This is a genomic window from Haloarchaeobius sp. HME9146 (assembly GCF_025399835.1).
In the GTDB taxonomy this organism is placed as follows: Archaea; Halobacteriota; Halobacteria; order Halobacteriales; family Natrialbaceae; genus Haloarchaeobius.
Genome location: NZ_JAODVR010000001.1, coordinates 1620614 through 1634661 on the forward strand (window position 1 = coordinate 1620614; position 14048 = coordinate 1634661).

General features: G+C 66.8%; 17 protein-coding genes. 9 read left to right on the forward strand and 8 right to left on the reverse strand.

From position 1 onward, the window contains the following. Nucleotides 1-62 precede the first annotated feature (62 nt). Nucleotides 63-1799 (forward strand): bacterio-opsin activator domain-containing protein, encoded by a 1737-nt coding sequence (locus N6C22_RS08300; RefSeq protein WP_261650635.1) that lies wholly within the window; start codon nucleotides 63-65, stop codon nucleotides 1797-1799. 102 nt (nucleotides 1800-1901) lie between these two features. After that, entirely contained in the window at nucleotides 1902-2753 is an 852-nt protein-coding gene (locus N6C22_RS08305; protein ID WP_261650636.1) for a UbiA family prenyltransferase, read from the forward strand. Nucleotides 2754-2774: 21 nt separating this feature from the next. Here N6C22_RS08305 and N6C22_RS08310 read toward each other — a convergent pair whose 3' ends face one another. Further along, nucleotides 2775-3443 (reverse strand): hypothetical protein, encoded by a 669-nt coding sequence (locus tag N6C22_RS08310; RefSeq protein ID WP_261650637.1) that lies wholly within the window; start codon nucleotides 3441-3443, stop codon nucleotides 2775-2777. A gap of 109 nt (nucleotides 3444-3552) precedes the next feature. On the opposite strand from N6C22_RS08310, the gene N6C22_RS08315 reads away from it, so the two are divergent. Beyond that, nucleotides 3553-4206 (forward strand): type 1 glutamine amidotransferase, encoded by a 654-nt coding sequence (locus tag N6C22_RS08315; protein ID WP_261650638.1) that lies wholly within the window; start codon nucleotides 3553-3555, stop codon nucleotides 4204-4206. Between the two features lie 9 nt (nucleotides 4207-4215). Here N6C22_RS08315 and N6C22_RS08320 read toward each other — a convergent pair whose 3' ends face one another. Then, nucleotides 4216-4599 carry a hypothetical protein gene (locus N6C22_RS08320; protein ID WP_261650639.1) on the reverse strand — a complete coding sequence of 128 codons (384 nt, stop codon included), beginning with the start codon at nucleotides 4597-4599 and terminating at the stop codon, nucleotides 4216-4218. Nucleotides 4600-4606: 7 nt separating this feature from the next. Then, on the reverse strand, nucleotides 4607-5788 hold the full coding sequence (locus tag N6C22_RS08325) for a redox-regulated ATPase YchF (protein WP_261650640.1): 1182 nt from the start codon (nucleotides 5786-5788) through the stop codon (nucleotides 4607-4609). Nucleotides 5789-5933: 145 nt separating this feature from the next. On the opposite strand from N6C22_RS08325, the gene N6C22_RS08330 reads away from it, so the two are divergent. Both N6C22_RS08330 and N6C22_RS08335 read left to right on the forward strand, forming a co-directional pair. Beyond that, nucleotides 5934-6437 carry a hypothetical protein gene (locus N6C22_RS08330; protein WP_261650641.1) on the forward strand — a complete coding sequence of 168 codons (504 nt, stop codon included), beginning with the start codon at nucleotides 5934-5936 and terminating at the stop codon, nucleotides 6435-6437. 178 nt (nucleotides 6438-6615) lie between these two features. Then, the gene (locus N6C22_RS08335) at nucleotides 6616-7278 is read left to right on the forward strand and encodes a hypothetical protein (RefSeq protein ID WP_261650642.1); all 663 of its coding nucleotides are present in this window, start codon (nucleotides 6616-6618) and stop codon (nucleotides 7276-7278) included. Between the two features lie 105 nt (nucleotides 7279-7383). Here the strand turns inward: N6C22_RS08335 and N6C22_RS08340 are convergent, their stop codons facing one another. Beyond that, the gene (locus N6C22_RS08340; protein ID WP_369684398.1) at nucleotides 7384-8238 is read right to left on the reverse strand and encodes a polymer-forming cytoskeletal protein; all 855 of its coding nucleotides are present in this window, start codon (nucleotides 8236-8238) and stop codon (nucleotides 7384-7386) included. Between the two features lie 151 nt (nucleotides 8239-8389). On the opposite strand from N6C22_RS08340, the gene N6C22_RS08345 reads away from it, so the two are divergent. Together N6C22_RS08345 and N6C22_RS08350 are read left to right on the forward strand one after the other, a co-directional pair. Then, nucleotides 8390-8587 carry a DUF5800 family protein gene (locus N6C22_RS08345; RefSeq protein WP_261650643.1) on the forward strand — a complete coding sequence of 66 codons (198 nt, stop codon included), beginning with the start codon at nucleotides 8390-8392 and terminating at the stop codon, nucleotides 8585-8587. Nucleotides 8588-8718: 131 nt separating this feature from the next. After that, entirely contained in the window at nucleotides 8719-8967 is a 249-nt protein-coding gene (locus N6C22_RS08350) for a UPF0058 family protein (protein ID WP_261650644.1), read from the forward strand. 34 nt (nucleotides 8968-9001) lie between these two features. Here N6C22_RS08350 and N6C22_RS08355 read toward each other — a convergent pair whose 3' ends face one another. The 4 genes from N6C22_RS08355 to N6C22_RS08370 form a co-directional block, all read right to left on the reverse strand. After that, on the reverse strand, nucleotides 9002-10255 hold the full coding sequence (locus tag N6C22_RS08355; protein WP_261650645.1) for a glycosyltransferase family 87 protein: 1254 nt from the start codon (nucleotides 10253-10255) through the stop codon (nucleotides 9002-9004). Beyond that, nucleotides 10248-10799 (reverse strand): hypothetical protein, encoded by a 552-nt coding sequence (locus tag N6C22_RS08360; RefSeq protein WP_261650646.1) that lies wholly within the window; start codon nucleotides 10797-10799, stop codon nucleotides 10248-10250. Before N6C22_RS08360 ends, N6C22_RS08355 begins: the two co-directional genes overlap by 8 nt. Before the next feature lie 107 nt (nucleotides 10800-10906). Continuing rightward, nucleotides 10907-11212: a putative quinol monooxygenase gene (locus N6C22_RS08365; protein ID WP_261650647.1), complete on the reverse strand. Its 306-nt coding sequence runs from the start codon at nucleotides 11210-11212 to the stop codon at nucleotides 10907-10909. Nucleotides 11213-11295: 83 nt separating this feature from the next. Next, entirely contained in the window at nucleotides 11296-12966 is a 1671-nt protein-coding gene (locus tag N6C22_RS08370; protein ID WP_261650648.1) for an FAD-dependent oxidoreductase, read from the reverse strand. A gap of 146 nt (nucleotides 12967-13112) precedes the next feature. On the opposite strand from N6C22_RS08370, the gene N6C22_RS08375 reads away from it, so the two are divergent. Then, nucleotides 13113-13409: a NifU family protein gene (locus tag N6C22_RS08375; protein ID WP_261650649.1), complete on the forward strand. Its 297-nt coding sequence runs from the start codon at nucleotides 13113-13115 to the stop codon at nucleotides 13407-13409. A 37-nt stretch (nucleotides 13410-13446) separates the two neighbouring features. Next, nucleotides 13447-13794 (forward strand): DUF192 domain-containing protein, encoded by a 348-nt coding sequence (locus N6C22_RS08380; RefSeq protein ID WP_261650650.1) that lies wholly within the window; start codon nucleotides 13447-13449, stop codon nucleotides 13792-13794. Nucleotides 13795-14048 lie beyond the last annotated feature (254 nt).

Here is a 14048-nt window from a genome sequence, read left to right on the forward strand (position 1 = left end):
ACCCCGACCCTACACAGTTAGGGCGCATCGCCTTTGCCGTTCTATCTCCTATAAGGGTACCAATGGCTACAGAGTTGTCCGCGGAGTCGGACACACAGCGGTCGACCCCCACCGTCCTCGTCGTCGACGACGACCAGGACCTCGCAGACACCTGTCGATACTGGCTCGAAGGTGAGGGCTACCGCGTTCGAACCGCATACGGTGGCGAGGACGCACTGGACGTGGTCGACGAGGAGCAGGTGGACCTGGTCCTGCTCGACCGGCGGATGCCTCGACTCTCCGGGGACGAAGTCCTGGACGAACTCCGCGAACGCGGCCACGACTGTCCGGTGGCGATGATGACCGCGGTCGCCCCCGACACCGACATCGTGGACATGCCCTTCGACGAGTACCTCGTCAAGCCCGTGGCCGAGGAAGACGTCCTCGACGCCGCCGAGGAACTCCTCGCCCGGGACTCCTTCTCGGAGGACGTCCGCGAGTACTTCGCGCTGGAGGCGACCGAGTCCGCCCTCTCCTCGCGTGACGAGGAGAACCTCCGCGACGCGGGCGTCCTCGGGGACCTCCGCGACGAGCTCTCGGAGGCCTACGAGGACCACGAGGCGGAGATCGAGCGTCGCGAACAACAGCTCGACCGTCTCGTCCACGTGAACCGGGTCATCCGGAGCATCGACCGGACGCTGGTCGAAGCCTCGACGCGCGAGACCATCGAGTCTGAGGTGTGCGAGGCGCTCGTCCGGACCGAGAGCTACTGCGCGGCGTGGATCGCCGAGTACAACGACCACAGCCGTGGCATCCAGACACGGAGTACGGCCGGCGGCCTGACCGACAACGTGGACGCCGACCCCGACGGGCAGCTGCAGGAGTGTGTCGCCGAGGCCGTCGAGTCCGGCAAGCCACAGGTGGTCTCCTCCATCGCCGAGTCCCACGGCGAGGCCGTCTTCGAGGACACCGTCGAGGCCAGCGAGACCGCGGCCGTCGTCGTCCCGCTCGCCTACCGGGAGAAGTCCTACGGCGCGCTGCTCGTCTACACGGTCGAGTCCCACGTGTTCACCGACCACGAGCTGTCGGTGTTCGTCGACCTGGGCGACCACATCGGGAACGGCATCAACGCCGTCGAGCAGCGTAAGCTCCTCCTGGCGGACACAATCGCCGAACTGGAGTTCCGCCACGCCGACACCGCAGACCCCTTCGTGGCGCTCTCTCGCGATACCGGTGGGACGTTCACGCTCCGCGGGGTGGCCTCGACCGACGAGGTCGGGCTGACCTGTTTCGTCGAGGTGGAAGACGCCGACGCCGACGAGGTCCTCGAACGCGCGGCGGACCACGATGCGGTCGACCACGTTCGACTCGTCACCGAGGGCGGGGAGTCGCTGTTCGAACTCTCGGTGACGAGCGCGGCCATCGAGACGCTCTCGGACGTCGGCGCGACCGTGAACACGTTCCGGGTCGAGGACGGCGAGGGTCGCATCGTCGCCGAGGTCGCTCCCGACGCCGACCTGAAGGCCATCGTCGCGGCCGTCCAGTCGGCCTTCCAGGAGATCTCCGTGCTCTCGAAGCGCGAGGTCGAACGCTCCGTGCAGTCCACCGAGGCGTTCAAGCAGGGTCTCTCGGACAAGCTCACCGACCGCCAGCAGACCGCGCTCGAAACGGCGTACGCGGCCGGCTACTACGAGTGGCCCCGTGACAGCACGGCCGAGGAGGTCGCCGAGGCGATGGACATCGCCGCGCCGACCCTCCACGAGCACCTCCGGGCGGGCGAGCGCAAGCTGCTCGACGCGTTCGTCGACGAGACGAACTGACCACGAACCGGGGACGTGGCCCGATATCCACCGGTCGGGTCGGCTCTCTCCGGGGGTTCTCACCCACCGAAGTTATGTCATCTTCGCGCGAATCGGTACCATATGACGTTCTCCCGTCACGGGTCTGGTCTCCGAGCAGATGCGCAGGCACTCGCCTCGCAGGTGCACCCCGTGTTCATGCTCCCGCCCATCGCGGCGTCCTGGTTCGGGAGCATCCTCGCCGGTGAGTTCGACCCACTGCTGGGCGCGCTCCACATGACCGCCATCTTCCTCGCTGTCTACACCGCCCACGTCAAGGACGGCTACGTCGACTTCTACGTCCGTGGCGAGGACGACGACCATCCGCTGACGGCCCGCGGGTGCCGGCTCGCCCTCCTCGGGTCGAGCCTGGGCTTCGCCGGCATGCTGGGCGCGCTCTGGCTCGTGGTCGGCCCCTGGGCTGCGGCCCTGACCCTCCCGGGGTGGCTCATCGGCTACCACCACGCGCCCCAGCTCGACACCAACCCGGTCACGACCACGACGGGGTACCCACTGGGTATCGCACTCGCCATCCTCGGGGGATTCTACGTCCAGACCGGGACGCTCACCACCGTCGCACTCGCCTTCGCCGCCGTCTTTCTGGTCTTGCTCTCGGGCGTCAAGGTCGTCGACGACGCTCAGGACTACGACTACGACCGGTCCATCGAGAAGCGGACCGTCGCGGTCATCCTGGGGCGCGAGGGTGCCCGGCGGGCCGCCTTCAGCATCATGGGCTTCGGCCTGCTCGGCGTCCTCGCGTTCGCCGCCTTCGGCATCTTCCCACCCTCGGCCGCCCTCGCCGTCGTCGTCTTCGTCCCCGTCGCGTACTTCGCCTACCGCGGGACCGAGGAACTCGCGACGATGCTGCTGGTCAGGGGCTGTTACGTCTTCCTGGCCGCGTTGCTCGTGGCGGTGTACTTCGAACCACTCGGGTGAGGTCGGCGCGCGAGTTCTCGCCTACGTCCGGTGTTTCTGCTGGCGGTCCTTCCCGCGCCGTCGCCACGGTGCTCGCCGGCCGATGGTCGCGCCCAGCATGCCGAAGAACGCCGGGTACGCGATGGCGGCGAACGCGATGGCGAACCAGGGGTTCGGCCCGACCTCCTGGGTCCCGAGGGATTCCAGTCCGGGGACCCCGGTTGGAGCCTGCAGGGTCGACACCAGCATGAACACCACGGCGACGAAGAAGTAGCCGACGAACACGGCCAGGCCGGCCCGTACCCACGAGGTGTTCTTCGGGCGGCGCTTCGCCGTGACGTATCCTGCGACGACGAGCAGTGCCGGCGGAAGCAGGTAGAGGCCAAGGAGCCGGCTGTTCGCCGCCGCCAGCAGTCCCAGCGTGTTGCCTCCCTCCGCGAAGGCTTCCGCTGGGCCGAACGTGACGCCATCCGTCGGGACCAGATGAGCGTTGTAGTACACCCACGAGGAGACCCGCCAGCGGCCGAACTCGGTGACCGCCAGGGCGGCCTCGCCGTAGTAGCGCATCTTCACGAGAAAGTGGACGAGGCTGAGGCCGACGATGAACGCGAACGCGCCGATGGCCGCGCCCTTCACCCAGAGGAACAGGGTCGCGACGCTATCGGGCTCGGTATCGCGCTTGAGTTGTCTGTAGTCGTGGCCCCCGGCCATCGTGTCTCGTTGCTTCCCTAGCCGGACCTGAGTATTCAACTTGACGGAGTTAGTGGGTATCTTCCGTCCGAACCGAACGATTAGGCTGTCCGAGTCCGATGTGTCACTGATGCTCCTCTCCCTGGAGAACGAGGTCGACCCCGACGCCAGGTATCTGGGCGACGCGCTGCGGTCGCTCCTCACCGAGTACGAGACGTACGACTACGTCCGAGAGGGCGGTCGACCCGACCTCACGGCGTACGACGACATCGACGGCGTCGTCGTCGGTGGGAGCACCGCCGGCGTGTACGAGGCGGACGACCACCCCTGGATGCGCGAGGAGGCCGCCTTCGTCCGGGAACTGGTCGACCGGGGTGTTCCCGTCCTCGGCGTCTGCTTCGGCCACCAGCTCGTGAACGAGGCGCTGGGCGGACGGGTCGAACACCACGGGCTCGACCACCGGCTCGTCGATGCCGACCTCGAACCAGACCCCCTGTTCGACGGCGTGAACTCGACGATTCCCGCGGTCCACGGCGACCGCGTGGTCGCGCTGGGCGATGGGATGGAACCCATCGCCGCGACCGGGGACTACCCGTACTTCGCGGCGCGACACCGCGACGCGCCGGTGTGGACCGTGCAGTACCACCCCGAATTCCAAGAATCACTCCTCCCGCGGATTACCGCGGACTTCGGCTGGACCGATTCGGGGCGCTCGTGGGACGACGTGACGACCGACCGGACCCTCCGGAACTTCGAGCGACTGGCGAGTGAGTACTCGGGCTGAGCGGGGGGTTCAGTCCGCTTTCGCGGCCGCCTGACACCGGTCTATCCACTCCGTCTGGTAGGTCTCGGCACTGACCAGCTGCCCGTGGAGGTCGTCGATTCGCGTGATTCCGGCCTCCCGGCACCAGTCCACACAGCGCCGGTACAGGTCTCGTGGGTGGTCGTCGCGGTCGTGGACCACCCTGAGTTCGGGGTGGCCCGCCAGCGAGGCGACGAACGCCCGGGTGTGGCCGTCGATGAGTGTCCACTCCCCGTCGAGTTCGATGACCGGGAGCGGGTCGTACTGCGGGTCGTCGGGGTCACACCACGAGAGCACGCCGTCGAGCTTCGCCTGGCTCAGGTAGAGCTGGCTCGGCTGTGGCTCGTCGATAGGGAGGGTGAACGAGTCCGGCATCCGTGGCTCACTTCGCGGTCGAGACGATCTTCACCACGTCGCCCTCTTCGAGTTCGTAGCTGTCCGAGATGTCCCGGTTGGACTTCGCGTCGACCGCGTGGAGGTAGCCGTCGCCGATGTCGGAGTGCACGGTGTACGCGAGGTCGACCGGGGTCGAGCCACGAGGGAGCAGGAAGGCGTCGGGGAGGACGTTCCCCTTCGCGTCGGTCCACTTGTTCGCGTCCTGCACCGGGAACGCGGTGAGGTGGTCCAGCAGGTCGTACACCGCGTAGTTCAGGGCTTCCTGGACGCCAGTGCCACCCCACTGGTCGAGCGTGCCCTGGAGGCCGGAGAGGGCGTCTCGCTGCCCCTGCGAGATGTCGCCGACGATCTCGAACGTCTCGTCGCCGGGGTCGTAGTCGATGACGCCCGCCTCGGCCCCTTTGCGGAGCGCGAGCTCGCCCTCGGCGGTCGTCGGGATGACCGGCTTGTCGCAGTCGAGCAGGCGCTGGACGTTCTCCTCGGACGCCACGTCGGCCTTGTTCGCGGCGACGATGATGGGCTTCGTCCGGGCGCGAATCTCGCGGGCCAGGGCCTCCCTGTCCACGTCCTCCCACTGGATGGGGTCCGCCGGGTAGTCGAGGTCGCGAAGGACGGCCTGCACGTCGGCCGGGCCCGCGCCGAAGCCGGTGAGCATGTCCGCGAGGGCGTCGTCGAGGTCGAAGTCCGGAGACCGTGACTTGCGCTCGACGGACTCCCAGTTCCGGGTCACGATACCCGTGAGCCACATGTCCATCTCCTCCTCGATGAAGTCGATATCTTCGAGGGGGTCGTGACTCCCCGGCTCGACCGGCTCACCCTCGGCGTTCGTGGCACCGGAGGCGTCGACGACGTTGATGATGACGTCGGCGTTCGTCAGCGCGTCGAGGAACTGGTTGCCCAGGCCCTTCCCCTCGTGTGCGCCGGGCACGAGCCCAGCCACGTCAAGCAGTTCGACGGGGACGTACCGTTTCCCGCCGTGGCAGTTGTCGTCGCCACAGCGTTCCTCCCGCTCCAGACAGGGGCACTCGGTCCGGACGTGTGTCACCCCGCGGTTCGGGTCGATGGTGGTGAAGGGGTAGTTCGCGATGTCCACGTCCGCGAGCGTGGCCGCCTTGTAGAAGGTAGACTTGCCCGCGTTCGGTTTGCCAGCGAGCGCGATGGAAAGCATGCTATCCTGTAGCGTCGCTGGGGGAAACTGCCTTTCGGTCGCGTGGTGCTACCATGGGCCTGCGTGACAGAAACCACGGCACTGCGACGCGATGAGCCTTCGATTCGAAACTAATTAACCCGGTTCCGTTAGAGAATCAACAGAAATGCGACGACGAGCCCTCCTCGCCAACGTTTCGACAGGAATCGCCCTTCTCTCCGCGGGTTGCGCCACGACCGTCAGCGTCGACGACCAGCCCGGTGGTAGCCCCGGCTCCGGTGACACCGAGGCGACCGACGGCGCAACCACCACCTCGCCACAAACCACGCAGTACGCCCCGAACATGGACTTCCGCATCGTCCGCGTCGACGATGAGACGGTCAAACTCGTCCACATGGAAGGGAAGCAGGTAGAGGACGACGTGACCGAGAAGGTCACCGTCTCGGTCGACGGCCAGCAGGTCCCGGTCGTCGACGAAGCCGGCACGGGACACGAGTACATGGTCGCTGACGACACCGCCCTCGGTGCGGACGAATCCGCAGCCACGACCTATCCCGTCTCGACCGGGAACCGGTTCTTCGTCGAAGCGTCCGGAGCCGCCACTATCGCCGTGGTCTGGTACGGTGAAGATGGCCGGACGGCGGTCCTCGAAGCGAAAACTGTCGAGTAGTCCCGACAGCGACCCCGGTCACCGGTTCGCGCGCTCTCAGCGTCTCCTTTCAACCAGGCGAACAGTGACGAAATCGCAGTAATGTCATGTGTAGAGATAACACAAACCGAGAGACAGCAACCGGCCGAATCATCGAGGCATAAGGTGTTAAACTATTCTGCCGGTAGGGCCGAGTACGATGCAACGCCGCCGCTTCATCGCCGCCACGGCGACTGGTATCGCAACGATTGCTGCTGGCTGTCTCGGCAGCGACGGAACAGGCACGAAGGAGACGACGACCACGACGGGTTCGATGGACTCGACCGACACGGCCGACGGAACCGACACGACGAACTCGACCGCGACAGGCACGGAATCGGTCGATACCGAGACCACCACGTCGCGTGACGCCAAGGCCACGTTCGAGATCGCGAGCGGCTCGGACGGGCAGGTGAAGGTCGCCCACATGGGCGGCGCTCCGGTCACCGCAGACGGGACGAAGAAGGTCGCCGTCAGGGTCGACGGAGAGCGCGCCACCGTGACGAGCGATGACGGGAAGGAACACGCCTACTTCGCCGCGAAGGAGTCGGTCCTCGAGGAGGAACAGACGGCCGCGACCTCGTTCCCCGTCTCCGTCGGGAATCGCGTCTACGTGACCGCCGACACCGGCGCGACGGTCACGGTCGTCGAGACGACGGCCGACGGCGAGACGAAGACACTCGCGGAGCAGACGCTCGATGGCGGTTCCGGTGGGACCTCGACCGGCACGACGACCACCGATGGAACCACGACCGGTACCGGGACGGGTACCTCGACCACGACTGGGACCCAGACAGGGATGACGACCACGACGACGAACTGACGGACCGACCCGCCGCTCTGTCGGTCGCTGGTGAACACCCTGGAGTCGACGAAGCAGTCCTTCTCGCGGTATCGACTCGAAGAAGGCCGAGAACGGGGACCGCCGTCACTCGATGTCGCGGTTCGCGATACCGGCCATCGTGATGTTACCGCGGGCGCGCATCGTCCCGTCCACCTCGGCACCCTTCGAGAGTTCGAGGTCGGAGCAGGAGACGTCGCCGAGGACGAGCGCGCCGGGGGCGATTCGCACCTCGCCCTTCCGGGTCGTCACGTCGCCGTGGACGCGGGTGCCTTCGCCGATGAAGATGTCGTTCTTGGCGCGGAGGCTCCCGAAGATGTTGCAGTCCTCGCCGACCGTGATGGATTCGGCGCGGAAGTTACCGTGCAGGCGGCACTCGTCGCCGATCTCCGCGGGCGTCGAGACGCGCCAGGCGTCGTCGCTCACGGTGGCGTTCCGTGGCACGACGAGCGGGTCCTCGTCCGGGTCTTCCTCGTCGGTCATCTCGTTGACCAGCTGTTTGGCGGCCTCCTCCTCGCCCATGAGCATGAGCTGTTTGAGGTAGACGAACAGGAAGACGATGGTCGGCATCGGATTGCGGATGACGATCCAGCCGTTGGCCTCGAAGCCCTCGGCGATGTCGACCTCGTCGCCGATGTCGAGGTCGCCGGAGACCAGCAGCCGCCCGCCGATGTGGGTTCGCTCGCCGATGAACGCGTCCCGGCCGACCAGGACGTTCCCCGCCACGTCGGACCACATGTCGAGCCGGCAGTCGGCCTCGGCCTCCACACCGCCTTCGATGCGGATGCCTTCGCCACCGAGGACGTTGCGCCCTCTGACGCCGAACTCGACCGTCGAACGCCCACCGATGAGGACGTCCCCGTCGGTCACGAGGTCGTGTTCTTCGACCGTCGTGCCATCGGGAATCGAGAGTTCGTCGAGTGGGTCCGTATGCAGCGACACACGAGCACATCGTCTCTAGGGCGTATTAAACCCCTCGTCGGCGTCTGACGGGCGTCAGACGCTGGTCTGCCGGTGTGCCCGCTCGGCGGGGGTTGGTCGCCAGTTAGTCCGTCTCATCAGGGTTTTATTCGTGAGTCCCATCAGCCAAGCTATGACCACGCTTTCGTTCGACGATGACGGCTGTGACGTCGTGTACGAGGGGACCGAGTTCCGACTCGAGAAGGAGCTCATCGAGGAGGCGACCGGGAAGAACTACTTCGACGTGACCGACCACGAGGTCCTCCAGATCGTCGAGAAGAACCCGGCACTGTCCGGCGAGCCGCGACGTATCGGTGACATTCTCGGCTGAACCGCTGGCAGCGACGGTTCTGAAACCTGTATCTTCTGGGCCGTTTCGAAAACCCATAGACACGTTCATCGGGGGTTCTACCTTCCGCAGGCGACGGCTTTAGGCTCACCGAATCCCTAGCAACGAAACGAATGCGAAAACAGGAGCTCCTCCACCTCCACCAGTTGCTCAGCAAGATACGCTCGGTCATCGAGACAGAGGGTCCCGTACCCCCGGGTGCGTTCGCACCCTACGACAACTACGGGGTCGGCCCGTACTCGTTCAACCGACAGAAAGCAGACCACGAGGAAGCCATCTACCGGCTCCTCGACGGCATCGTCGCGACCATCGAGGCGCGCACGCCCGAGACGGCCGAGCCCGTCGACGAGATGATTCTGTAGGCCGCGAAGTGCCGCTCGACGATGCCGATGCCGTTTACTGGCCAGACTCGACCCGCGAGTGCAGCCAGACGCACGCCAGCATGGCCAGTACCAGCCCGCAGGTGGTCGGGGACGCGAGCGTGAACATCGGTCGGAGCACGGTCGCCAGCCCGCTACCGACCGCCGGGACCGTCACGAGCCACGCGAGCAGCGTGCCGGCCGATGCTGCCGCCGTCGAGAGCGCTGCACCTGCGAGGAAGAGCTGTCGTGGCCGTCGGAACGGCTCCGTCGCCGGAAACAGGTACAGCAGCGGGAGCAGCGGGAACAGGGCGTACACCACGTACACCTGGTACGACGGGAAGAACAGCAAGAGCCCGACGACCGTGACGAACGCCGCGGTCAGCCGTCGCCCGTGGGTCGACACGTCCCGGTAGCAGAACGCGACCGGCGGGGCGAGCAGGGCGAACGCCGCCGCCGCGTGGACCGCGCTCCCGGCTGTCGGGAACAGGTGCGAGGTGGCCCGCCGAAGCGTCATGTAGGTCGCGTCGATGGGGAGGCCGCCCCGGAACGCCTCGATTCCGGTCCGTTCGTGCAGTACCACGTCCAGGTAGGTCGCGACGAGGTCGGGGCCGAAGACGAGGAGGCCGAGCAGGTGCAGGCCGATACCCGTCACGACCGCGGCCGCGACCCCTCGCCAGGCCCGTCGGCGCAGGAGCCAGACGCCGACCACGGCCGGGAACACCTTCACGAACGCGGGGATGGCGAACGCGGTTCCGGAGAGCCACTCACGGTCGCGTTCCAGCGCGACGAACCCCACCGCGAGCGTGAGCGCGAGATAGACGTTCACCTGCCCGTAGAACACTGAGCCGATGCGGTAGCTCGAGCCGAGACAGACCGCCGCGAGCAGGAGCCGGTCGACCCACGTCAGGGCGACGCCGTGCGCCTCGACGTATCGCCACACCAGCACCGCCAGCGCCAGGCCAGCGGCCAGGTTCAGTCCGGTGAAGACGGCGAACCCGACGGGCTGGGAGAGCAGGGCGAAGGGGAGGAAGGGGAGTACCGCGATGGGCGGATAGAGGAACGTGAACTCGGGGGCGATCGTGGGCGCGACCGCGTAGACCGGCCCGCCGTCGAGGACTGCCTGCGCCGCCAGCCGGTACACCGCGAAGTCGACGCCGAGGAACGAGGGGGCACGCGACCACACCGAGAAGAGGTGGCCACCCCCGGCGAGCACCGCGAGCACGAGGACGAATCGCGCCCCGGTATGGGGCGTCGGTGCGCTCGTGTCGCTGGGCGCTGCCTCACCCATCCTGCCTCCTGTCCCCGTCCTCGAACCGCTCGCTCGCCGTCTGGAACCCGAACTCGTCCATCTCGCGGCCGCGACGCTCCTCCAGCGCGGCGATGGCTTCCGGGTCGGGGCTCGCGTCGTCCGTGACCCGCGCCCACGAGTTGTGGACCTTCGCGTGGCACCAGCGACAGAGGTACACCGTTATCTCGTGACTCGTCTCGCGGTCCTCACTCGCGTAGGAGAGGTGGTGCTCTTCGAGGAGCGGCCGGTCGGTCGAGTCGTGGGCCATGCGCTTCTCTTCGAGCCCACAGCGGGCGCACTCGCGGTCGGTCGCGGTCGCCCGGAAGTGCGGACAGTCTGCCCAGGTCCAGTCGTCGTCCGATTCGTCGCTGACGACCGGGCAGGCGAACTCCTCCTCACGGCGGGCCATCGCGAACTCGCGGTCGTGCTGTGGGTGCTCGAACGCGTACCGACAGGTCCCCTCGCCGGTCAGGTGGTCGCACAGCTCGGCGTGGTCGTAGGGGTCGTCCACCCCGACCGGGGTGCCCGTCGGCGTCTTCTTCATCTGCTGGTACGGGGGTTGGCAGGAGTGGGATTTGGGTCTGTTGGAAGAGCGAGCGGGCGCACTGTCGGCGCGAGCCGCGGCGACAGCATCGTCGCTTCGAGGCCCGCTTACACCTCGAGTTCGGTCGCCGAGTCGACGTCGAAGCGCGTCACCGAGGGCTCCCCTGCGAGGAGATCGGGCAACGCCGCTTCGAGTTTCTTGAAGTGGTCCGATTCGGCGTGGGCACCGAAGGCGGCCTCGTCTTCGTACTGTTCGAAGACGCGGATCTCGTTCGGCCGTTCGATGTTCGTCGTCACTCGATAGTCGATGGCACCCTCCTCGGCTCGTGACTGTTCCGCCAGTGTCTGGAACTGCTCGAGTGCCTCGTCACGTCTGTCGGGGTCTATCGGGAACACCGCGTGAATGACCAACATTACACACGCACCGACGGCCGGTACCGTGAAAAAACCGTGCCGGTATTGCACCCCTGCTACCGCAGGGACCGGTCGCGGTCACGTCACTCCGAGAAGAACCGCCCGAGCAGCGGCGACGTTCGCACCCCACGATACGCCGTCCAGAACTGGTCGCTCCCGGCCGCGGGGTGCGGGAGCCCGAGTCGCATGTTCAGCGCGTCGTGCTGGCGACCTGGCTCGAACACGGCAGGCCACTCGAACTCCCAGAGTGCACACCGGTCCGCGGTGCTGCCGACCCTGTCCAGTATCGCGTTGACCGCCCGGCGGGCGGCCTCGTTCGCACACTCCATGCTGGCGAGGTCGGTCTCGGTCCGGACGTAGTCGGCAGCGAGCACGAGGTTCGGGCACTCGGTTCCGGCCTCGGGGCGGTACTGGTGGCTCCCCACCGTGTTGACGAGCAATGGCGCGTCGTTGCGGAGTTCACCCGCCTCGTCGTCCCACCGGATGGCCGGGTCCAGAGAGGAACCGAGGAGTACGTCGTCGGGGAGCACCGCCTCGCCGCGGTTCAGATGTGCCTGCAACTGCGCCCACACCTCGTCGGCGACCTCCGCCCGGGTGCACTCGCGGGCCGGCTTCCCGTACAGGATGCCGGGTTCGTCCCACTCGGAGACGATGACGGAGAGAACGCCCTCGCACTCGTCGTAGGCATCGAAGTCGTGGTCGTCCCAGAACTGTCGCTGGCTGATGGACGTGAGCGCCCACGGCGAGTCGTAGTAGACGCTGTGCCCTCGAACCGTGGGCACGTCCCGCCGGAGGTAGAACTGGATACCGTTCATCCAGCCGCGGTCGAGTTCCCGGACACCGGCAAGCGACGGGGCGGCCGCTTCGAGGTCGGGCGTCAACAGCACGAGGACCACGTCGGATGGAAGCGCGAGGACGTACTGGTCGGCCGTGACGACGCGCTCACCATCGTCCATCTCGACTCGCGCGCCCGTCACGCGCTCGCCGTCGGCTTCGAGGTCGGTCACCGTTGCCCCGGTGTGCAGCGTCACGCCGAGGTCTCGCAGGTGGGCGACCCACGGGTCGATGAAGACGTCGTTGGTCGGGCCATCGAGCAGCCGGTCGGCGTGGAGGTCCGAGTCGAACAGCCCCCTGACCAGCTGCAGGTAGATCCGTCCGATGGTCCGCGCGCTCGACACCTCGGGACGCATCGCGACCAGGGACTGTGTGACCCCGTAGCCGAGGAACGTCTGGTACGCATCGGACATCTCCTCGGCGCGGATGAACTCCCACCAGGAGACGTGTTCGTACTCCTCGTCCCATCGCCGTTCGCAACTCGACAGCAGCGTCAGCAACTTGTTCGCGAAGAATACCGACTCGTCGCGCGGGACCTTCGAGCCGAACATGTTCTCGAGGCGGTCACGCCAGCCGGCCAGCGAATCCGGCACCGACACCGCCATCTCGCGGGAATCACCGGTCGTGAACGCCTGGAAGACGGTCTCGCTGCTGACGAGGTGGTCGTGGACGCTGCCGTCACCCGTCGGAATCCGCTGCATGGTGTCCGGGAGGTGCGTGTAGAAGCCGGGTAAGAACCGGAACCCGTGTTCTGCGGGGAGCGCGGTATCGCCGTCGGCCGGGCCCGGAAAACTCCGGGCCTTGCCGCCGAAGCGGTCGTGGTGCTCGTACACCGTCACGTCGAAGCCGCGTGTCGCCAGTTCGTGTGCGGCGCTCAGGCCGCCGATACCGCCGCCGAGGATAGCGATCTCGTGTGTCATCTGGATGTCGCGAGGGCGCGCCCCGTCGTTTGCCGGGGGTTAGGAACGGGCCGACAAGTAGCTTGCCCGGGATATCTCCGGGGCCGAACCACGCGGTGCCGACCGGAGTGAGAAGGCCTTTGCCGGTCGGGGTCCTCGAATATCCTATGACAGACGAGGCCGACCTCAGGGACCGTATCGGCCAGTTCCTCGCGCGGAACTTCCCGCAGATAGAACTGCACGGCGGGAGCTACGACATCGCCCACCTCGACGCCGAGGAGGGGACCGTCACCGTGTTGCTCACCGGCGCGTGTGACGGCTGTGGCATCTCCGAACTGACCATCGGTGCGGTCCGGGGCCGACTGCTCAGTCAGTTCCCCGAACTGACCGACGTGAGCGTCGAGACCGGCATCGGTGCGGACGCTGGCCCGGTACAGGACGACTTCTCCGACGTCCCGTTCTGATACGAACCACTATACTCCGGGGTGACGAACTGTAGTTGTGCGACTGTTTCACAGCACAGGTGAGCGGGCGCGGATACTCGCCAGCGACGTCGAGATCGCGGACACGATACTCTCCCGGGCGAAGGGCCTGATGTTCCGGCGCTCCATCCCGGACGACTACGCGCTCGTCTTCCAGTTCGACGAGCCCAGGCCCCGCGACGTCCACATGCTGTTCGTCCCGTTCCCCATCGACGTGCTCTGGCTGGTCGGCGACGAGGTCGTCCACAAGAAGCGGCTCCGGCCCTGGGTCGGGCTGGGACGAGGGACGGCAGACACGCTGGTCGAACTCCCGGCTGGCGAGGCGGAGGACATCTCAGAGGGCGATATCGTCCGGCTGGAGTCGTGACCGGGCCGCGGGCTGGCGGTCCTGGCCACTCGTGGACGCTTGGAATGTCAGGCTCACATATGATGGCTAGTGGCAGCCACCTTCCAGATGGCGACTCCCCTATGTCGCCAGGCGGAGGATCCCCCTCTCAACCCCTTCGTCTTTCGGGATGCAGCCGCCGTGGGGCCGTTTTCGGAGAGACCACTGGCACCAAGCGACAATATTTGCAAGAGCGACAGGTCCACCTGTCGAACTGACTCGCTTAACCCCCTCGA